Below are 19298 nucleotides of genomic sequence, written 5' to 3'. Positions count from 1 at the left end.
CCTGACATGGTTTCAAGTGCAAAACCATTTTTATTTGATAAAGCCTCTGTAATGGCGTTTAACAAGCTGTGCTTCCAGTTGCAGCATCGTTTCAAGCGCAACCCCGATCACAACGAGCAGGCTTGTGCCGCCGATTCTGGCGGAAGTCGGGAGCCCGATGACATTCGTGAAAATGACAGGCAGAATGGCAATCACAGCAAGAAAGATTGAACCGACGAATGTCAGCCGGTATAAAACCGAAGTGACATATTGCTGTGTGTTTTTGCCCGGGCGGATCCCCGGAATATAGCCGCCTTGTTTCTTTAAATTGTCGGCAAGCTGCTCCGGATTGACTTGTACGAATGCATAAAAGTACGAAAAAGCGATAATCAACGCCACATAAATCAAAGCTCCGACCGGTTTTGTATAGTCAAAAATATACTGGATGGTGCTTGCCACACTGCTGGAACCGAAAAACGAAGCAATCGTCTGCGGCGCAATAATGAACGAAATCGCAAAGATAACCGGAATGACCCCGGCAGCATTGACCTTTAAAGGCAAATGCGTTGACTGCCTGCCGGTTGTTGCCCTGCCGGAAATGTGCTGGGCATACTGGACCGGTATCTTTCTCGATGCCTGCTGGAAATAGATGACTCCGACCACAACGGCCAGAATGATCAATGCAAGAAAAGCCAGCAAAACAATCTTCAAAAACAGCTGGGAACCGGCATTTTCAATTTGCTGTGCGTAAATCTGGTTGATGGCTGTCGGAATCCCGGCAATAATGCCGGCCATAATCAAAATGGAAATCCCGTTTCCTACGCCTTTGGCCGTAATTTGTTCGCCGAGCCACATCAAAAATGTGGTACCGGCTGTCAGCGTCAGTGCGATGATCAAATACGTCCAGAAACCGGACTTCGTAATCAGTGCCCCCTGCGCCAAATTATTAAAGCCATATGACATGCCGAAGCCTTCAATTAAAGCCAGGATAACCGTAAAATAGCGTGTAAACTCACTCAGCTTACGACGCCCCACTTCACCCTGTTTTGCCCACTCGGCAAACTTCGGCACAACATCCATTTGCAAGAGCTGCACAATAATGGAAGATGTGATATATGGCATAATGCCCATTGCAAAAATGGAAAAGTTCTTCAGCGCACCGCCCCCAAAAGTGTTTAGAAAGCCGACTAAACCGTTTTGGGTGGAGGCTTCCAATACGGAAGCATCCACATAAGGAACAGGAATAAAGGCTCCTATGCGGAATACAACCAGCATGAGGAGGGTGAAAATAATTTTATTTCTTATCTCACCCACACGCATCAAATTGGCGATTGTCTTGAACATTAAATCACCTCAGCTGTACCGCCAGCAGCTTCTATGGCTTCTTTGGCAGCAGAGGAGAATTTATGTGCTTTTACGGTCAATTTTTTCTCGAGTTTGCCGTTTGCAAGCACTTTTACGCCCGATTTTTCCTTGCTGATCACACCTGTTTCCAATAAAAGGGCAGGCGTTACTTCCGTGCCGTCTTCAAAACGGTTTAAAACGTCCAGGTTCACAATGGCATACTCTTTACGGTTAATGTTCGTAAAACCGCGTTTTGGCAAACGGCGGAACAACGGGGTTTGGCCGCCTTCAAAACCGAGGCGTACACCGCCGCCGGAACGGGCGTTTTGGCCTTTGTGCCCTTTGCCGGCTGTTTTTCCGTTGCCGGAACCAATACCGCGGCCGACACGGTTGCGTTTTTTACGGGATCCTTCTGCAGGTTTTAATTCATGAAGTTTCATGGTTGCACCTCCTTATCTTAAAATCAAAAATTATTGTTCCGATACAGAAACAAGATGGGACACTTTATTGATCATGCCGCGAATTGCAGCATTGTCTTCTTTCTCAACAGTCTGGTTGACTTTGCGCAGGCCGAGCGCTTTTACCGTATCGCGCTGATCCTGCGGGCGGCCGATGACACTGCGGGTGAGGGTGATTTTCAATTTTGCCATGAGCGTTCCCTCCTTAACCTAATAATTCTTCGACAGATTTATTGCGCAGTTTCGCAACTTCATCCGCACGCTTCAATTGTTTAATACCGTCCATTGTGGCACGGATCATGTTAATCGGTGTGTTTGAACCAAGCGATTTGGACGTAATATCCGCAATACCCGCAAGCTCAAGGATCGCACGGACAGGGCCGCCGGCGATAACACCGGTACCAGGGGAACCCGGTTTCAGCAGGATTTTGCCTGCACCGAAGTGGCCGACAACTTCGTGCGGAATCGTTGTGCCCGCAATCGGTACCTCTACAAGATTTTTCTTCGCATCTTCAACAGCTTTGCGGATCGCATCCGGCACTTCCTGCGCTTTTCCGGTTCCAAATCCGACATGTCCGTTCCGGTCGCCAACAACGACAAGTGCGGAAAAGCGGAAACGGCGCCCTCCTTTTACCACTTTGGCAACGCGGTTAATCGTAACAACACGTTCTTCTAACTCAAGTTTGTTTGGGTCAATACGTAGCATGTAAAATTTCCCCTCCTTTTTGATTAAAATTGTAATCCGTTCTCACGGGCTGCATCGGCAAGCGCTTTGATACGGCCATGATAGAGATATCCACCGCGGTCAAAAACAACTTCTTTGATACCTTTTTCCACTGCGCGCTTTGCAATCAATTCGCCCACCTTTTGTGCAGCTTTCACATTTCCGGTTGACTCAAGGCTCAACTCTTTATCGAGCGTGGAAGCGCTGGCCAGTGTGACGCCCTTTACATCATCAATCAATTGGGCATAAATGTTTTTGTTGGAACGATAGATATTCAGGCGCGGACGTTCAGCCGTTCCGCTTAATTTTGCGCGGACGCGTGCATGCCTTTTTTTGCGTACTTGATTTTTATCCGGCTTCGTGATCATCGAATTCACTCCTTTCTCATCCTAGGCGGCATTATTTACCGGTTTTACCTTCTTTTCTGCGTACATATTCGCCTTCGTAACGAATCCCTTTGCCTTTATAAGGTTCAGGCGGGCGGACGTCGCGGATGTTGGCGGCAAATGCGCCGACGCGTTCTTTGCTTACGCCTTTTACGACAATTTTTGTATTGGAAGGCACTTCGACTTCCAGGCCTTCTTCCGGTTCAAATTCAACAGGATGGGAGTAGCCGACGTTCAATACGAGTTTTTTGCCTTGTTTTTGGGCGCGGTATCCAACCCCAACCAGTTCCAAAGATTTTTCAAAGCCTTTCGACACCCCTTCCACCATGTTTGCGAGCAGTGCGCGGGTCGTTCCGTGCAAAGCGCGGTGGTTTTTGCTGTCTGAAGGGCGTGTTACGTGAATGATATTGTCTTCTACGGCAATGTTAATATCAGGGTTGAAGCTGCGGGTCAGCTCACCTTTAGGCCCTTTAACCGTAACTGTATCTCCGTTAATGGTTACCGTAACGCCGGATGGAATTTCAACCGGTTTTTTTCCTATACGTGACATAATTTACACCTCCGTTCAACGTCAAATGATTACCAAACGTATGCTAAAATTTCTCCGCCGACATTGTTTTTCCGTGCTTCTTTGTCGGTTAAAACGCCCTGAGAAGTAGAAACAATTGCGATGCCAAGCCCGTTCAGCACTTTCGGCACTTCACCTGCTTTTGCGTATACGCGCAGGCCCGGTTTGCTGATGCGCTTGATCCCTGTAATGACGCGTTCGTTGTTTGCGCCGTATTTCAGGAAGATCCGGATAATCCCTTGTTTGTTATCCTCGATATATTCAACATCACGCACGAAACCTTCACGTTTCAAAATCTCGGCGATCTCTCTCTTAATCTTGGAAGCCGGGACTTCCAATTTTTCATGACGCACTGTATTTGCATTACGGATACGCGTAAGCAAATCTGCAATCGGATCAGTCATGACCATTTCTTTTACCTCCTTCCCAAATTCGGGTTTTACCAGCTGGCTTTTTTCACGCCAGGAATTTGACCTTTATATGCAAGTTCGCGGAAACAAATACGGCAAAGTTTAAATTTGCGAATGACGGAATGCGGCCGGCCGCATCGTTCGCACCGGGTATAAGCCTGAACTTTATACTTCGGTTCACGTTTTTGTTTCGCAATCATTGATTTTTTAGCCACGTTTTCGCCTCCCTTTTTAGCGCCCGCTTTATTTTTGGAATGGCATTCCGAGCAGGCCTAACAGTTCACGTGATTCTTCGTCCGTGTTCGCAGTGGTGACAATGACGATGTCCATCCCGCGCACTTTGCTGACTTTATCGTAATCAATTTCAGGGAAGATCAGTTGCTCTTTAATGCCGAGTGTGTAGTTTCCGCGGCCGTCAAATGATTTTTTCGATACGCCGTGGAAGTCGCGCACACGCGGAAGCGAAACTGAAATCAGTTTATCGAGGAATTCGTACATGCGCTCGCCGCGGAGGGTTACTTTCGCGCCAATCGGCATCCCTTCACGAAGGCGGAAACCTGCGATCGATTTTTTCGCTCTTGTCACAACCGGTTTTTGGCCGGAAATCAACGTTAATTCTTCTACTGCATTGTCGAGCATTTTTGCGTTTTGGACAGCATCGCCAACACCCATGTTGATCACGATCTTTTCAACTTTAGGCACTTGCATAACGGATGTATAGTGAAACTTGCTTGTTAAAGCAGGAATAACTTCTTTTTCATATTTTTCTTTTAGGCGGTTCATGTCGTGTACCTCCCTTCATGTTCAACTATTTATCTAAAACTTCACCGGATTTTTTTGCTACACGCACTTTTTTGCCGTCCCTTATTTCATATCCGACACGTGTCGGCTCATTTGTTTTCGGATCAATCGGCATCACATTGGACACGTGAATGGGCGCTTCCATATCGAAAATACCGCCCTGTGGATTTGCCTGGGAAGGTTTCGCGTGTTTTTTGACAATGTTCACGCCTTCCACAATCACACGGTCTTTTTTCGGATATGCCGCAAGGATCGTACCGGTTTTGCCTTTATCTTTGCCGGAGATCACCATTACCTTGTCACCTTTTTTGACATGCATTACAGTCGCACCTCCTTGATTGTCACAAACTGTATCGATTAAAGCACTTCCGGAGCCAGTGATACGATTTTCATGAAATTGTTGTTGCGCAGTTCACGTGCAACAGGCCCGAAAATACGCGTGCCGCGAGGGCTCTTGTCGTCACGGATAATGACGCATGCATTTTCATCGAAACGAATATAAGAACCGTCGCTGCGGCGCACTCCGCTCTTTGTACGGACCACAACAGCTTTCACTACATCACCTTTTTTAACAACGCCTCCAGGTGTTGCTTGTTTTACCGTAGCAACGATGACATCTCCGATATTCGCGGTTTTCCGGCCGGATCCGCCCAATACTTTAATCGTCAAAACTTCACGTGCACCTGAGTTGTCAGCTACTTTTAAACGGGTTTCTTGTTGGATCATCCTCGTTTACCTCCCTTCGGAATCAACCGTATCCGAACTGATACAAATTAGATAATGACTGCTTTTTCAACGATTTCCACCAGGCGGAAACGTTTTGTAGCAGATAACGGGCGTGTTTCCATGATTCTTACGATATCGCCGACTTTGGCTTCGTTGTTTTCATCATGTGCCTTGAATTTTTTCGAGTATTTTACGCGTTTGCCGTACAGAGCATGTTTTTTGTAAGTTTCTACAAGAACAGTAACGGTTTTATCCATTTTGTCTGATACGACACGGCCGGTGTATACTTTGCGTTGGTTGCGTTCACTCATGTATCGCGAACCTCCTCCCATTATCGGTTGTTAATTCCAATTTCTCTTTCACGAATGACGGTTTTCATGCGGGCAATCGATTTACGAACTTCACGAATGCGGGCAGTGTTCTCTAATTGTCCGGTCGCAAGCTGGAAGCGAAGGTTGAACAGCTCTTCCTTCAGCGACTTTACTTTTTGTTCAATTTCGGCAGTGGTTAAGTCACGAATTTCTTTAGCTTTCATTAGATTCACCACCAATTTCTTCACGTTTTACGAACTTGCATTTAATCGGCAGCTTGTGGGACGCAAGGCGCAAAGCTTCGCGTGCGACTTCTTCAGGAACACCGGCAATTTCAAACAAAATCTTGCCCGGTTTCACAACAGCCACCCAGCCTTCAGGCGCACCTTTACCGGAACCCATCCGGACTTCAAGCGGTTTTGCTGTATATGGTTTATGAGGGAAAATTTTTATCCATACTTTACCGCCACGCTTCATATAACGTGTCATCGCAATACGGGCAGCTTCAATTTGGCGGTTTGTAATCCAGGAAGCTTCCAAAGCCTGCAAACCATATTCGCCAAATGCAACTTCAGTGCCGCCTTTTGCACGGCCGCGCATTTTTCCGCGGTGTTCACGGCGGTATTTTACACGTTTAGGCATCAACATGATCAGTTTCCCCCTTCCTCGGTTTTTTTCTTGGCAGGAAGGATTTCCCCGCGGTAAATCCAAACTTTTACGCCCAGTTTTCCGTAAGTCGTATCTGCTTCGGCATGGGCATAGTCAATATCCGCACGAAGCGTATGAAGCGGAACTGTACCTTCGCTGTAATGTTCTGCACGGGCAATATCCGCACCACCCAGGCGTCCTGAAACCTGCGTCCGGATTCCTTTTGCACCGGCACGCATCGCACGTTGGATCGCCTGTTTTTGCGCACGGCGGAAAGAAACACGGTTCTCCAGCTGGCGGGCAATGTTTTCCGCAACAAGTTTTGCATCAATATCTGCCTTTTTAACTTCGACAATGTTAATGTGGACTCTTTTTCCTGTTAAAGCATTCAGTGCTTTACGCAATGCTTCTACTTCCGAACCGCCTTTACCAATCACCATGCCCGGTTTTGCCGTGCGGATTGTAATGTTGACACGGTTTGCAGCACGTTCAATTTCCACGCCGGAAACAGAAGCATCCGCGAGGCGCTTTGCGATATATTCACGAATTTTAATGTCTTCGTGCAATAGATCGGCATAATCTTTTTCTGCGTACCATTTCGATTCCCAGTCACGAATCACTCCGATTCGCAAACCAATAGGATTTACTTTTTGACCCACCAATTATCCCTCCTTTTGATCTGATACTACGATCGTAATATGGCTCGTGCGTTTGTTGATCTGGCTTGCGCGCCCCATTGCACGCGGCCGGAAACGTTTCAGTGTAGGCCCTTCATCGACATAAGCCTTTTCCACAAAAAGGTCGTTTGCGTCCATATCGTAGTTGTGTTCTGCGTTCGCAATCGCAGAGTTGAGTACTTTTTCAATAACCGGCGAAGCAGCCTTTGGCGTAAATTTCAAAATCGAAAGCGCTTCTCCTACTTGCTTTCCTCGAATTAAATCAATTACCAGGCGTGCCTTACGAGGAGCAATACGGACTGTTTTCGCGACAGCTTTTGCTTGCATTGGAATACCTCCTCCCGTTAGCGTCTTGTCTTCTTATCGTCACCGGCGTGACCTTTGAATGTACGTGTCGGAGCAAACTCACCGAGCTTATGGCCGACCATATCTTCCGTGATATATACTGGAACATGTTTACGGCCGTCATACACAGCGATTGTGTGGCCGACAAATGCAGGGAAAATCGTCGAACGGCGTGACCACGTTTTGATCACTTGCTTCTTGTTGGATTCGTTCAATTTTTCCACTTTCACCATTAAGTGATCGTCAACGAAAGGCCCTTTTTTCAGACTGCGACCCATGAATAGTCCTCCTTCCTGATTAGAGCTACGGTTCAAGCTACGAACCGTAGTTCAACAGCATTATTTTTTACGGCGCCGTACAATAAATTTATCTGAAGTATTTTTCTTCTTGCGCGTTTTGTAACCAAGTGTCGGCTTGCCCCATGGTGACATTGGCGATTTACGGCCGATCGGAGCGCGGCCTTCACCACCGCCGTGCGGGTGATCATTCGGGTTCATAACAGATCCGCGGACAGTCGGGCGTACACCCATCCAGCGTTTGCGGCCTGCTTTACCGATGTTGACCAGTTCGTGCTGTTCGTTGCCAACCTGGCCGACCGTTGCGCGGCAAGTTGCAAGAATCATGCGCACTTCGCCGGAATTCAGGCGGACAAGCACATATTTGCCTTCTTTACCAAGCACTTGTGCTGAAGTACCAGCAGAACGGATCAATTGGCCGCCTTTGCCTGGTTTCAATTCAATGTTATGGATGACCGTACCAACAGGAATGTCAGAAAGCGGAAGTGCATTTCCGACTTTAATGTCTGCATCCGGCCCGGACATCACTTCCATGCCGACAGTTAAATTTTTTGGTGCAAGGATGTACCGTTTTTCACCATCTGCATAGTGAATCAAAGCAATATTAGATGAGCGGTTCGGGTCATACTCGATTGTGGCAACGCGCCCTGGTATACCATCTTTATCGCGTTTGAAGTCGATAATCCGGTATTGGCGCTTATGACCGCCGCCCTGATGACGAACAGTTAATTTCCCCTGGTTGTTGCGGCCTGCTTTTTTCGAAAGCGGAGCAAGCAGTGTTTTTTCAGGCTTATCCGTCGTGATCTCCGCAAAATCCAAAGCCGTCATGCCGCGACGCCCGTTAGAGGTTGGTTTGTATTTTTTGATCGCCATTTTTTTCCCTCCTCTTCAAGTTTGATGGATCGTATTTAAACCTCAAAGATTTCAATTTCCTTGCTGTCAGCTGTTAACGTAACAACTGCTTTGCGGCGCTTGTTTGTATAGCCGGTATAACGGCCCATGCGTTTGAACTTGCCTTTATAGTTCGCAACGTTCACTTTCGCAACTTTGACGCCGAAAATCTCTTCCACAGCATCTTTGATTTCTGTTTTATTCGCTTTAACATCAACTTCAAATGTATATTTCTTATCTGCCGTCAATTCCATTGAACGTTCAGTAATCACGGGGCGCTTCAGAACATCACGTGCATCCATTAACCAAGCACCTCCTCTACTTTTTCAACAGCGGATTTTGTCATAATCAATTGATCATGGTTTACAACATCCAAAACATTTACGCCTGTTGCTTCAACAACCGTAACACCCGGAATGTTGCGTGCGGACAGTACCACATTTTCGTTCAATCCGTCTGTGACAACAAGTGCTTTTTTATCCACTGACAAATTTTTCAGGACGGCAATAAAATCTTTTGTTTTTGGCGCATCAAAACTTAATGCGTCCAGAACCAAAATATTGTTTTCCTTTACTTTTGACGATAGAGCGGATTTAATCGCAAGACGGCGTACTTTTTTCGGCAGTTTGTAGCTGTAGCTGCGTGGAACAGGCCCGAAAACCGTACCGCCTCCGCGCCATTGCGGGGAACGGATCGATCCTTGGCGTGCGCGGCCTGTGCCTTTTTGTCGCCATGGTTTGCGTCCGCCGCCGCGTACTTCAGAACGGCCTTTTACTTTGTGGGTACCTTGGCGGAGCGAAGCCCTCTGCATGATGATCGCTTCAAATAAAACATGTTCATTCGGTTCGATGCCGAATACAGCGTCGTTTAATTCCACTTCACCGACTTGGGAACCGTTTTGGTTGTATAGAGCTACTTTTGGCATTCCTGTTTCCTCCTTTCTTTGCAATTATTTTGCTTTTACAGCTGCTTTAACTGTAACCAAAGCTTTTCTTGGACCAGGAACGTTACCTTTAATCAAAAGCAGATTGCGTTCTGCATCCACTTTGACGATTTGCAGATTTTGAACGGTAACCCGTTCTCCCCCCATGCGTCCAGGGAGTGCTTTTTGTTTAAAGACGCGGTTTGGCGCAATCGGACCCATTGAACCCGGACGGCGGTGGTAACGCGAACCGTGAGCCATAGGGCCGCGGGATTGTCCGTGGCGTTTAATGACGCCTTGGAATCCTTTCCCTTTTGTAATGCCGGTAACATCTACAATGTCACCTTCTGCAAAAATATCTACTTTGACTTCTTGACCAACTTCAAAATCACTTGTGTTTACGCCGCTGAATTCGCGGATGAAGCGCTTAGGTGCCGTATTGGCTTTCGAAACATGACCCTTTTCCGGTTTGTTTGCCAGGCGTTCCGGTTTGTCTGCAAATCCGAGCTGAATCGCTTCATAACCGTCCGTTTCAACTGTTTTCTTTTGCAGCACAACGTTTGGTGTTGCTTCAATTACAGTGACAGGAATAAGATCTCCGTTCTCGGCAAAAACTTGGGTCATACCGATTTTTCTTCCTAAGATTCCTTTGGTCATCAGTCACACCTCCTGTTAAATATGTCATGTTTTGTTTTATTATTAAAGTTTAATTTCAATGTCAACGCCGGATGGCAGATCCAACCGCATCAGCGAATCAACCGTTTGCGGGGTCGGATTTACGATATCAATCAAACGTTTGTGTGTACGCATTTCAAATTGTTCACGAGAATCTTTGTACTTGTGGACAGCACGCAGAATGGTGTAAACGGATTTCTCAGTCGGAAGCGGAATCGGACCGGAGACGTTTGCACCTGATCGTTTTGCTGTTTCTACAATTTTTTCTGCAGACTGATCCAGAATTCTGTGATCGTATGCTTTTAAACGAATGCGAATTTTTTGTTTTGCCATTATTTTCCCTCCTTTATCGCCTATTTGCTAATAGACATTCTCCATGGAAATTTTCCTGGCACACGCGCCATGGCAAAGCGGCCGGGTGTGCCAGCAACCTCCCACTTCATCGCAGTCAAAGACCAACATCAAACATTATACACAAAAGCCGAGTGTAATGCAACATAAACTTTGATATGCTGCTGATTTCAGTGACTTTTTTATTATACTGGCCCTGTGGCGCAACATCAAGTTTTGGAAAACATTGCTGCAACCCGGGCGCGTAAGCATGGAAAAAGCCCGGCCGGGATGACCTGGCCGGGCTTTTTTTAAATAGCCGATTAAGCTTCGATGGAAGAAACAGAACCGGCGCCAACTGTACGGCCGCCTTCACGGATCGAGAATTTTGTTCCTTCTTCGATCGCGATCGGGGCAATCAATTCAACGGTCATTTCAACGTTATCACCAGGCATAACCATTTCAACGCCTTCTGGCAGAGTAATAATGCCGGTTACGTCCGTTGTACGGAAGTAGAATTGCGGACGGTAGTTAGAGAAGAAAGGAGTGTGGCGTCCACCTTCTTCTTTCGTTAATACATAAACTTGTGCTTTAAATTTGGTATGCGGTGTAATAGAACCCGGTTTCGCCAAAACTTGGCCGCGTTGGACTTCTTCACGTGCAATACCGCGGAGAAGCGCACCGATGTTGTCGCCTGCTTCAGCATAGTCAAGAATTTTACGGAACATTTCAACGCCGGTAACCGTTGTTTGTTTCGGTTCGTCGTTCAAACCGATGATTTCAACAACATCGCCGACTTTCAATTGCCCGCGTTCTACACGGCCGGTTGCAACTGTACCACGGCCGGTGATGGAAAATACGTCTTCAACTGGCATCATGAACGGTTTATCCGTGTCACGTTGCGGAGTTGGGATGTATTCGTCAACAGCATCCATCAATTCAAGGATTTTTGCTTCGTATTCAGGGTCGCCTTCAAGAGCTTTCAAAGCAGAGCCTTTGATAACCGGCACTTCATCGCCAGGGAAGTCGTATTCGGAAAGAAGGTCACGAACTTCCATTTCAACAAGTTCAAGCAATTCTTCGTCGTCCACCATGTCGCATTTGTTCAGGAACACAACGATGTAAGGCACACCAACTTGGCGGGACAAAAGGATGTGTTCGCGCGTTTGCGGCATTGGGCCGTCAGCAGCGGATACAACCAGGATCGCGCCGTCCATTTGGGCAGCACCAGTAATCATGTTTTTCACATAGTCAGCGTGTCCAGGGCAGTCAACGTGTGCGTAGTGGCGTTTTTCCGTTTCATATTCAACGTGCGCAGTGTTGATGGTAATACCGCGTTCGCGTTCTTCCGGAGCACCGTCAATTTGGTCATATGCTCTTGCTTCTGCTTTCCCTTGTTTTGCAAGAACAGCAGTAATTGCAGCAGTCAAAGTCGTTTTACCATGGTCAACGTGACCGATTGTTCCAATGTTACAGTGTTCTTTAGAACGGTCAAATTTTTGTTTAGCCATCAGGAAATCCTCCTTAATATTTTGGATTGAGTGAGTATATGGATGCTTTAAAGCTGAAAGGACAGCTTTAAAGCGCTTTGAACCAACCTAGTAAAGTTATACTTCATTGAAGGCAATAAATCAATTATTCGCCTTTATTTTTTTTGATGATCTCTTCCGCAATGGACTTCGGCACTTCTTCATAATGATCAAATGTCATCGTGAAGACACCGCGTCCTTGCGTGCTGGATCGGAGTGCTGTAGCATAACCGAACATTTCGGACAACGGAACCATGGCACGGACAACCTGGGCATTTCCGCGTGCTTCCATACCTTCCACACGGCCGCGGCGGGCTGTAACTTGTCCCATGATGTCGCCGAGATATTCTTCCGGAATGACAATTTCCACTTTCATGACAGGTTCAAGCAGGACCGGATCGCATTTGGATGCCGCATTCTTCAATGCAAGGGAGGCAGCCACTTTAAATGCCATTTCACTCGAGTCAACATCGTGGTAAGAACCGTCATACAGTTTTGCCTTAATGTCAACGAGCGGATAGCCGGCAAGTACACCGCGCTGCATGGCATCTTCAAGGCCGGACTGGATCGCCGGAATGTATTCGCGCGGAACGACACCGCCGACAATCGCATTTTCAAACTCAAAGCCTTTTCCTTCTTCGTTTGGTGAAAATTCAATCCAAACATCCCCGTATTGCCCGCGGCCGCCGGATTGGCGTACAAACTTACCTTGGACTTTTGCGGATTTGCGGAATGTTTCACGGTACGCAACTTGCGGCGCACCGATATTGGCTTCAACTTTGAATTCGCGTTTCATGCGGTCAACGATAATGTCGAGGTGAAGCTCACCCATACCTTCGATGATCGTTTGTCCCGTTTCCGGATCCGTATGGGCACGGAAAGTCGGGTCTTCTTCCTGCAGTTTTTGCAGCGCCGTCGTCATTTTATCCTGGTCGGCTTTCGATTTCGGTTCAACCGACAACTGGATAACCGGTTCCGGAAATTCCATCGATTCAAGGATGACCGGATTATTATCGTCGCAAAGCGTATCGCCTGTTGTCGTGTCTTTTAAGCCGACAGCAGCAGCAATATCGCCGGCATAAACCATGTCGATTTCTTTCCGGTGGTTTGCGTGCATCTGCAAAATACGCCCGATGCGTTCGCGTTTGTTCTTTGTCGAGTTTTTGACATAAGAACCAGCGCTTAATGTGCCTGAATAAACACGGAAGAATGTCAGTTTACCAACGAACGGGTCTGTCATGACTTTGAAGGCCAAAGCCGAGAATGGCTCATCATCGCTGGAATGCCTGAATACTTCTTCCCCTGTATCCGGAAGCGTCCCCTTGATGGAAGGAACATCCGTCGGCGCAGGCAGATAGTCAACAACCGCATCCAGCATTAATTGGACACCTTTGTTTTTAAATGCCGAGCCGCACAGTACCGGGAAGAATTCAACATTACAGGTTGCTTTGCGGATGGCAGCTTTCAGTTCTTCTTTTGAAATCTCTTCTCCGCCAAGATATTTTTCCATAATATCTTCATCAACTTCAGCAACTGCTTCAAGCAGTTTTTCATGATATTCTTCCGCCTGGTCACGGTACTCATCCGGGATTTCGCGCACTTCAATTTTCGTGCCGAGATCATCGCCGTAGAAAGTTGCATTCATTTCAATAAGGTCAATGATCCCTACAAAGTTGTCTTCAGCACCGATCGGCAATTGGACCGGATGTGCATTTGCCTGCAGGCGGTCATGCAGGGTGCTGACAGAATACAAGAAATCGGCCCCGATTTTATCCATCTTATTGACAAATACAATCCGCGGTACACCGTAAGTCGTTGCCTGGCGCCAAACGGTTTCAGTCTGGGGCTCAACGCCGGACTGGGCATCGAGGACAGCAACCGCACCGTCAAGGACACGAAGGGAGCGTTCAACTTCAACGGTGAAGTCCACGTGTCCCGGGGTGTCAATGATGTTGATACGGTGGTCTTTCCATTGCGCTGTTGTAGCAGCGGAAGTAATCGTAATCCCGCGCTCCTGTTCCTGCTCCATCCAGTCCATTTGAGACGCACCTTCATGCGTTTCGCCGATTTTATGAATACGGCCGGTATAATAAAGGATACGCTCGGTTGTTGTAGTTTTACCGGCATCGATATGCGCCATGATACCGATGTTACGAGTCTTTTCTAAGGAGAACTCTCTTGGCATCTCGTACTTTCTCCTTCCTTAATAGGTGTAATGTAGGAGTATCGGAATATTACCAGCGATAATGCGCAAACGCTCTGTTTGCTTCCGCCATTTTATGCGTATCTTCGCGTTTTTTCACAGCAGCGCCTGTATTGTTGGCCGCATCCATGATTTCGTTCGCCAGCCGTTCTTCCATTGTTTTTTCTCCGCGAAGGCGGGCATAATTGACCAGCCAGCGAAGCCCTAAAGTTGTCCGGCGTTCCGGGCGCACCTCAACCGGCACCTGATAGTTTGCGCCGCCGACACGGCGAGCTTTTACTTCAAGTACAGGCATAATGTTTTTCAATGCCTGGTCAAAAACTTCCATTGGATCTTTGCCAGTGCGTTCACGGATAATATCGAAGGAAGAATACAGGATAGTCTGGGCTTTCCCTCTCTTGCCGTCGATCATCATTTTGTTGATTAAACGTGTGACCAGTTTCGAATTGTAAATCGGATCCGGTAATACGTCGCGTTTTGCGACAGGTCCTTTACGTGGCATAAATGATCCTCCTTTCAAGTATGGTTATCGTTCTTATTATTTCTTTTCTTTCGGTTTTTTCGTCCCGTATTTCGAACGGCCTTGTTTCCGGTTGTCAACACCGGCAGTGTCAAGTGCACCGCGCACGATGTGGTAACGTACACCAGGCAGGTCTTTTACACGTCCGCCACGGATTAAAACAACGCTGTGTTCCTGCAGATTATGGCCGATCCCAGGGATATAAGCCGTTACTTCAATACCGTTTGTTAAACGGACACGGGCATATTTACGGAGCGCCGAGTTCGGTTTCTTCGGAGTCATCGTCCCCACACGGGTACATACACCGCGTTTTTGGGGTGAAGAAAGATCGGTATTGATTTTTTTGAAACTGTTATAGCCTTTATTCAGCGCAGGTGACTTGGATTTCTCGATTTTTGATTTACGAGGTTTGCGCACCAATTGGTTAATAGTAGGCATCTGTTTTTCCTCCCTTCGAACAATTTAAGTCCACACATCCAGGTGGTTCATTTAATGGCAAAAACAAATTTTTGCGGATTCTCCCGCAAAAAGTGTTTAATAAATAAGTGCAACAGCTGCAGCTCCGACTTCAATGCCGCATACCTTTCCGAGTTGTTTTTTCGACTCGGTATACGTAATCGGCACATTGAATTGTTCGGCAACGGAAATGACTTTGCCCGTAATATTCGGATCAGCATCTCTGGCAACGAGCAGTTCATCCACATTTCCGGACTTTATCGCTTTCGCTGTTTGTTTTGTCCCTACAACGATTCTTTTCGCCTGATTTACTTTTTCATAAGACATCGCAATATCCTCCAAAGTATACAGGTATTCATAGGAGCACCTTGAATATATTATCACTTTGAAAATCTAAAGTCAACAGCCCGTGTAAAAAAGGCCATGATTTTTTTGCTAAAAAACAGAAAAAGGTGCAGCACCGGTTTTTGCCGGTGCTGCCGCCGCATTATTCAGCCGGCACTTCTTCTTCCTTTTTCACCAGTTCAGGAACCGTTTTGCGGTAGCGGGTCATGCCCGTCCCTGCAGGAACCAGTTTCCCGATAATGACGTTTTCTTTCAAGCCGAGCAGTTCATCGCGTTTCCCCTTGATCGCCGCATCGGTTAATACGCGGGTCGTTTCCTGGAAGGAGGCTGCCGATAAGAACGAATCGGTTTCCAAGGAAGCTTTTGTAATCCCGAGCAGAACAGGGCGGCCTGTTGCAGGGCGGTTGCCTTCCTTGAGCGCCTTTTCATTCGCTTCACCGAACTGATGGATATCAAGCAATGTTCCCGGCAGGACATCCGTGTCGCCGGCATCGAGCACCCTTACTTTTCTCAGCATTTGGCGGACCATCACTTCAATGTGTTTGTCGCCAATTTCCACTCCTTGCATCCGGTAAACTTTCTGTACTTCACGAAGCAAGTATTCCTGTACGGTTGTGACATCCGTGACACGCAACAGGTCTTTCGGGTCAATGGAACCTTCCGTCAGCTCCTGCCCGCGCACGACGTGGTCATCTACCGCCACTTTCAAGCGGGAAGTATAAGGGGCCGTATAGGTGCGCGTTTCGACAGCGCCCTGAACGACAATTTCATATTGGCGGTCGCGCCCTTCGCTGATGGAAGTAACAACGCCTTCCACTTCGGAAATGACAGCCTGGCCTTTCGGGTTCCGGGCTTCAAACAATTCCTGAATACGCGGAAGACCTTGTGTGATGTCATCCCCGGCAACACCGCCTGTATGGAATGTACGCATCGTCAGCTGTGTGCCAGGTTCGCCGATCGATTGGGCGGCAATAATCCCGACTGCTTCGCCGACTTCCACTTCCTGGCCGGTGGCAAGGTTGCGGCCGTAGCATTTTTTACATACGCCATGGCGGGTATTGCAAGTGAAGGCCGAACGGATCCAGACTTTTTCATAGCCGGCATCGACAATTTCCTTCGCGATATCTTCCGTGATAAAGCCGTTTTCCTCAATGATCACTTTGCCTGTTTCAGGATGTTTGATCGTTTTTCTTGAATAACGGCCGGTTAACCGTTCTTCAAGCGATTCAATGATTTCATTGCCTTCTTTCAACGCACTGATCAAAAGCCCGCGGTCTGTGCCGCAGTCGTCTTCACGAATGATGACATCCTGCGCCACATCAACAAGCCGGCGTGTCAGATAACCCGAGTCTGCCGTCTTAAGGGCAGTATCGGCAAGGCCTTTACGGGCACCGTGCGTCGAAATAAAGTACTCTTGCACGGTTAAGCCTTCACGGAAGCTGGACTTAATCGGCAATTCAATAATCCGGCCGGCCGGGTTGGCCATCAAACCGCGCATGCCGGCAAGCTGTGTAAAGTTCGACGCGTTACCCCGGGCCCCCGAGTCACTCATCATAAAAATCGGGTTCCGTTTATCGAGCGATTCCATCAGTTTGCCCTGGATCGTGTCTTTAGCCCCGCTCCAGATCGAAATAACGCGGTCATAGCGTTCGTCTTCGGTAATTAAACCGCGGCGGAACTGTTTCATGACCGTATCGACTTTTTTCTGGGCATCCGAAAGAATTTTTTCCTTCTCGCCTAAAACGACGATATCCGCAACACCAACGGTAATCCCGGCTTTTGTCGAATAATGGAAGCCAAGATCTTTTAAGCGGTCGAGCATCTTGGATGTTTCCGTAATCTTGAACCGTTTGAACACTTCGGCAATGATGCTGCCAAGGAAGCCTTTTACAAACGGGCGGATTAACGGCTGTTCTTTAATATGCGCTTTTACGTCAATCGAAGGATCAACAAAGTATTTATCCGGCGTTTTTTCTTCAAGATTTGTTTTCGTCGGTTCATTAATATATGGGAAGCTCTCCGGCAAAATTTCATTGAAGATCACTTTCCCGACTGTGGTAATCAGCAGCTTCTTGTTTTGCTCTTCCGTGAACGTCGGGTTGTTCAGCGACCCGGCATAAATGGCAATTCTCGTATGGAAATGCACGTAGCCGTTGTAATAAGCCGTGTACACTTCATTTACATCTTTAAAGACAGATCCTTCACCGACTGCATCTTCACGTTCAAGCGTTAAGTAGTAGTTGCCAAGTACCATGTCCTGGGACGGGGTAACGACCGGTTTCCCGTCTTTCGGATTCAAAATATTTTGGGCGGCAAGCATCAGCATGCGCGCTTCCGCCTGTGCCTCAGCGGATAACGGAACGTGGACCGCCATTTGGTCGCCGTCAAAGTCCGCGTTGTAAGCCGTACATACGAGCGGATGGAGACGGATCGCACGGCCTTCCACAAGCGTCGGTTCAAACGCCTGGATCCCGAGCCTGTGCAAAGTAGGCGCACGGTTCAACAGGACAGGGTGTTCTTTAATGACTTCTTCAAGGACATCCCAAATTTCAGGCTGCAAACGTTCAATTTTCCGTTTTGCGCTTTTAATATTATGGGCGAGGCCTTTTTCAACCAGTTCTTTCATCACGAACGGCTTGAACAGTTCAATCGCCATTTCGCGCGGCAGGCCGCATTGGTACATTTTCAGGTTTGGGCCGACAACAATAACGGAACGGCCGGAATAGTCAACCCGTTTCCCGAGCAGGTTTTGGCGGAAACGGCCCTGTTTCCCTTTCAGCATATGGGAAAGCGATTTTAACGGGCGGTTCCCCGGGCCGGTTACCGGACGTCCACGGCGGCCGTTGTCAATCAGAGCGTCAACAGCTTCCTGCAGCATCCGTTTTTCATTTTGGACAATGATGCTTGGCGCGCCAAGATCAAGCAGGCGTTTCAGGCGGTTGTTCCGGTTGATCACACGGCGGTACAGATCATTTAAGTCGGATGTCGCAAAGCGGCCGCCTTCCAGTTGTACCATTGGCCGCAGTTCAGGCGGAATGACCGGGAGAACGTCCAGCACCATCCATTCCGGTTTATTGCCGGAATTACGGAAAGCTTCCAGTACTTCAAGGCGTTTGATGGCGCGTGTACGGCGCTGCCCCTGGGCAACTTTCAGCTCTTCTTTCAGCATTTCGCATTCTTTGTTGACATCTACATCTTGCAGCAGCTTTTTAATGGCTTCCGCGCCCATGCCTGCCTGGAATTGGTTGCCGTATTTTTCACGGTAGGCACGGTATTCTTTTTCGGAAAGAAGCTGTTTCTTTTCCAAAGAAGTGTCGCCTGCTTCCGTTACAACGTAAGATGCGAAGTAAATGACTTCTTCCAGGGCGCGCGGGGACATGTCAAGCACAAGGCCCATGCGGCTTGGAATCCCTTTGAAGTACCAAATATGCGAAACAGGGGCGGCAAGTTCAATATGCCCCATTCTTTCCCGGCGCACTTTTGATCTTGTTACTTCCACACCGCAGCGGTCACAAACCACGCCTTTGTAACGAACGCGTTTATATTTCCCGCAATGGCATTCCCAATCTTTCGTCGGCCCGAAAATCCGTTCGCAAAAAAGCCCGTCTTTTTCAGGTTTTAACGTCCGGTAGTTGATTGTTTCCGGTTTTTTTACTTCACCGTATGACCAGGATCGGATTTTATCCGGTGAAGCAAGACCGATTTTCATGTACTCAAAATTATTTACATCCAGCAAGGGGCCAGCCTCCCTTTC

General features: G+C 47.7%; 28 protein-coding genes. All 28 read right to left on the bottom strand.

Translation table 11 applies throughout. From position 1 onward, the window contains the following. Positions 1-30: 30 nt before the first annotated feature. Positions 31-1323 carry a preprotein translocase subunit SecY gene (gene secY / locus NST20_RS00755; RefSeq protein WP_342399845.1) on the bottom strand — a complete coding sequence of 431 codons (1293 nt, stop codon included), beginning with the start codon at positions 1321-1323 and terminating at the stop codon, positions 31-33. Continuing rightward, a complete protein-coding gene (gene rplO, locus NST20_RS00750) occupies positions 1323-1763 on the bottom strand; it encodes a 50S ribosomal protein L15 (protein ID WP_013858097.1) in 441 nt (146 codons plus the stop codon). The genes secY and rplO overlap by 1 nt, the downstream gene beginning before the upstream one ends. 30 nt (positions 1764-1793) lie before the next feature. Beyond that, positions 1794-1973, bottom strand: coding sequence for a 50S ribosomal protein L30 (gene rpmD / locus NST20_RS00745; RefSeq protein ID WP_013858096.1), 180 nt, complete (start codon positions 1971-1973; stop codon positions 1794-1796). A gap of 13 nt (positions 1974-1986) precedes the next feature. Further along, on the bottom strand, positions 1987-2487 hold the full coding sequence (gene rpsE, locus NST20_RS00740; protein WP_013858095.1) for a 30S ribosomal protein S5: 501 nt from the start codon (positions 2485-2487) through the stop codon (positions 1987-1989). A gap of 23 nt (positions 2488-2510) precedes the next feature. Next, positions 2511-2873: a 50S ribosomal protein L18 gene (gene rplR / locus NST20_RS00735; protein WP_342400391.1), complete on the bottom strand. Its 363-nt coding sequence runs from the start codon at positions 2871-2873 to the stop codon at positions 2511-2513. Between the two features lie 31 nt (positions 2874-2904). Further along, the gene (gene rplF / locus NST20_RS00730) at positions 2905-3441 is read right to left on the bottom strand and encodes a 50S ribosomal protein L6 (RefSeq protein WP_017554010.1); all 537 of its coding nucleotides are present in this window, start codon (positions 3439-3441) and stop codon (positions 2905-2907) included. 29 nt (positions 3442-3470) lie between these two features. Continuing rightward, positions 3471-3869, bottom strand: coding sequence for a 30S ribosomal protein S8 (gene rpsH / locus NST20_RS00725; protein ID WP_013858092.1), 399 nt, complete (start codon positions 3867-3869; stop codon positions 3471-3473). A gap of 29 nt (positions 3870-3898) precedes the next feature. Further along, positions 3899-4084, bottom strand: a complete 186-nt coding sequence (locus NST20_RS00720) for a type Z 30S ribosomal protein S14 (RefSeq protein ID WP_014096494.1) — start codon at positions 4082-4084, stop codon at positions 3899-3901. A 28-nt stretch (positions 4085-4112) separates the two neighbouring features. Continuing rightward, positions 4113-4652, bottom strand: a complete 540-nt coding sequence (gene rplE, locus NST20_RS00715; RefSeq protein ID WP_013858091.1) for a 50S ribosomal protein L5 — start codon at positions 4650-4652, stop codon at positions 4113-4115. 25 nt (positions 4653-4677) lie between these two features. Continuing rightward, the gene (gene rplX, locus NST20_RS00710) at positions 4678-4989 is read right to left on the bottom strand and encodes a 50S ribosomal protein L24 (protein ID WP_013858090.1); all 312 of its coding nucleotides are present in this window, start codon (positions 4987-4989) and stop codon (positions 4678-4680) included. A 38-nt stretch (positions 4990-5027) separates the two neighbouring features. Beyond that, positions 5028-5396 carry a 50S ribosomal protein L14 gene (rplN, locus tag NST20_RS00705; RefSeq protein WP_013858089.1) on the bottom strand — a complete coding sequence of 123 codons (369 nt, stop codon included), beginning with the start codon at positions 5394-5396 and terminating at the stop codon, positions 5028-5030. A gap of 47 nt (positions 5397-5443) precedes the next feature. Further along, positions 5444-5707 (bottom strand): 30S ribosomal protein S17, encoded by a 264-nt coding sequence (gene rpsQ, locus NST20_RS00700; RefSeq protein ID WP_017554009.1) that lies wholly within the window; start codon positions 5705-5707, stop codon positions 5444-5446. Between the two features lie 20 nt (positions 5708-5727). Next, a complete protein-coding gene (gene rpmC / locus NST20_RS00695; protein WP_013858087.1) occupies positions 5728-5931 on the bottom strand; it encodes a 50S ribosomal protein L29 in 204 nt (67 codons plus the stop codon). Next, positions 5921-6355 carry a 50S ribosomal protein L16 gene (gene rplP / locus NST20_RS00690; RefSeq protein ID WP_013858086.1) on the bottom strand — a complete coding sequence of 145 codons (435 nt, stop codon included), beginning with the start codon at positions 6353-6355 and terminating at the stop codon, positions 5921-5923. The genes rpmC and rplP overlap by 11 nt, the downstream gene beginning before the upstream one ends. A 2-nt stretch (positions 6356-6357) precedes the next feature. Next, positions 6358-7014, bottom strand: a complete 657-nt coding sequence (gene rpsC, locus NST20_RS00685; RefSeq protein WP_026104594.1) for a 30S ribosomal protein S3 — start codon at positions 7012-7014, stop codon at positions 6358-6360. A gap of 3 nt (positions 7015-7017) precedes the next feature. Continuing rightward, complete coding sequence (gene rplV / locus NST20_RS00680; protein ID WP_265114546.1) at positions 7018-7359, bottom strand: 50S ribosomal protein L22; 342 nt, start codon at positions 7357-7359, stop codon at positions 7018-7020. Between the two features lie 17 nt (positions 7360-7376). Next, complete coding sequence (gene rpsS, locus NST20_RS00675; RefSeq protein WP_013858083.1) at positions 7377-7655, bottom strand: 30S ribosomal protein S19; 279 nt, start codon at positions 7653-7655, stop codon at positions 7377-7379. 60 nt (positions 7656-7715) lie between these two features. Further along, positions 7716-8546 (bottom strand): 50S ribosomal protein L2, encoded by an 831-nt coding sequence (gene rplB / locus NST20_RS00670; RefSeq protein ID WP_118500452.1) that lies wholly within the window; start codon positions 8544-8546, stop codon positions 7716-7718. A 35-nt stretch (positions 8547-8581) separates the two neighbouring features. Then, entirely contained in the window at positions 8582-8866 is a 285-nt protein-coding gene (rplW, locus tag NST20_RS00665; RefSeq protein ID WP_017554006.1) for a 50S ribosomal protein L23, read from the bottom strand. After that, positions 8866-9489 carry a 50S ribosomal protein L4 gene (gene rplD, locus NST20_RS00660; protein ID WP_013858080.1) on the bottom strand — a complete coding sequence of 208 codons (624 nt, stop codon included), beginning with the start codon at positions 9487-9489 and terminating at the stop codon, positions 8866-8868. Before rplD ends, rplW begins: the two co-directional genes overlap by 1 nt. Before the next feature lie 24 nt (positions 9490-9513). Continuing rightward, positions 9514-10143: a 50S ribosomal protein L3 gene (rplC, locus tag NST20_RS00655; RefSeq protein WP_013858079.1), complete on the bottom strand. Its 630-nt coding sequence runs from the start codon at positions 10141-10143 to the stop codon at positions 9514-9516. Between the two features lie 42 nt (positions 10144-10185). After that, positions 10186-10494: a 30S ribosomal protein S10 gene (gene rpsJ / locus NST20_RS00650; RefSeq protein ID WP_013858078.1), complete on the bottom strand. Its 309-nt coding sequence runs from the start codon at positions 10492-10494 to the stop codon at positions 10186-10188. Positions 10495-10814: 320 nt separating this feature from the next. Continuing rightward, positions 10815-12002 carry an elongation factor Tu gene (gene tuf / locus NST20_RS00645; RefSeq protein ID WP_342399844.1) on the bottom strand — a complete coding sequence of 396 codons (1188 nt, stop codon included), beginning with the start codon at positions 12000-12002 and terminating at the stop codon, positions 10815-10817. 124 nt (positions 12003-12126) lie between these two features. Next, on the bottom strand, positions 12127-14205 hold the full coding sequence (gene fusA, locus NST20_RS00640) for an elongation factor G (RefSeq protein WP_017554004.1): 2079 nt from the start codon (positions 14203-14205) through the stop codon (positions 12127-12129). A gap of 49 nt (positions 14206-14254) precedes the next feature. Further along, entirely contained in the window at positions 14255-14725 is a 471-nt protein-coding gene (gene rpsG, locus NST20_RS00635; RefSeq protein ID WP_017554003.1) for a 30S ribosomal protein S7, read from the bottom strand. 36 nt (positions 14726-14761) lie between these two features. Then, on the bottom strand, positions 14762-15181 hold the full coding sequence (rpsL, locus tag NST20_RS00630; protein ID WP_014096504.1) for a 30S ribosomal protein S12: 420 nt from the start codon (positions 15179-15181) through the stop codon (positions 14762-14764). Between the two features lie 96 nt (positions 15182-15277). Continuing rightward, a complete protein-coding gene (locus tag NST20_RS00625; protein WP_013858072.1) occupies positions 15278-15526 on the bottom strand; it encodes a 50S ribosomal protein L7ae-like protein in 249 nt (82 codons plus the stop codon). A gap of 160 nt (positions 15527-15686) precedes the next feature. Then, a complete protein-coding gene (rpoC, locus tag NST20_RS00620; protein WP_071452224.1) occupies positions 15687-19280 on the bottom strand; it encodes a DNA-directed RNA polymerase subunit beta' in 3594 nt (1197 codons plus the stop codon). Positions 19281-19298 lie beyond the last annotated feature (18 nt).

Source organism: Weizmannia sp. FSL W8-0676, from assembly GCF_038593015.1.
In the GTDB taxonomy this organism is placed as follows: domain Bacteria; phylum Bacillota; class Bacilli; order Bacillales; family Bacillaceae_C; genus Weizmannia; species Weizmannia coagulans.
Note: the sequence above shows the minus strand (reverse complement) of the source record. Positions and strands in the feature narration are given on the sequence as shown.